The organism is Tetzosporium hominis (genome assembly GCF_002265435.1).
In the GTDB taxonomy this organism is placed as follows: domain Bacteria; phylum Bacillota; class Bacilli; order Bacillales_A; family Planococcaceae; genus Chryseomicrobium; species Chryseomicrobium hominis.
The window spans coordinates 1-265 of record NZ_NOKQ01000333.1 but is presented as its reverse complement, the minus strand read 5'-3'; the positions used below and the strand labels follow the sequence as shown (position 1 = coordinate 265).

The following is a 265-nucleotide window of genomic DNA, read 5'->3' as shown; positions in this document are numbered from 1 at the left end:
AGGAGTCTTCCATCTATTGACCGTTATGAATGTTTCCTCTCCGTCCTGTGTCAGCATAGCGGCGGGAATAAAAAAAGCGCCTTCCTGGTAGCCGTTCCAATGCTGCTTGCGATCTTCCAGCGGATCAAATGAAAAACCGCCAAACAGCAATGGCTTTTTTTTTTAATGATATGTGGTTTTATGTTATTTAAAGTGTTTGGTTTTATGTTTTTATTGCTTGAATTTTTGTTGTTTTGTATTTTTTAGTAAGTAATTGTTGATTTCT

1 pseudogene is annotated in these 265 nt (G+C 36.6%); it reads right to left on the bottom strand.

What is annotated here, in order from left to right:
• Positions 1 to 153 (bottom strand): annotated as a pseudogene (locus tag CF394_RS16135) (isochorismate synthase); the annotation flags it as partial.
• Positions 154 to 265: the final 112 nt, after the last annotated feature.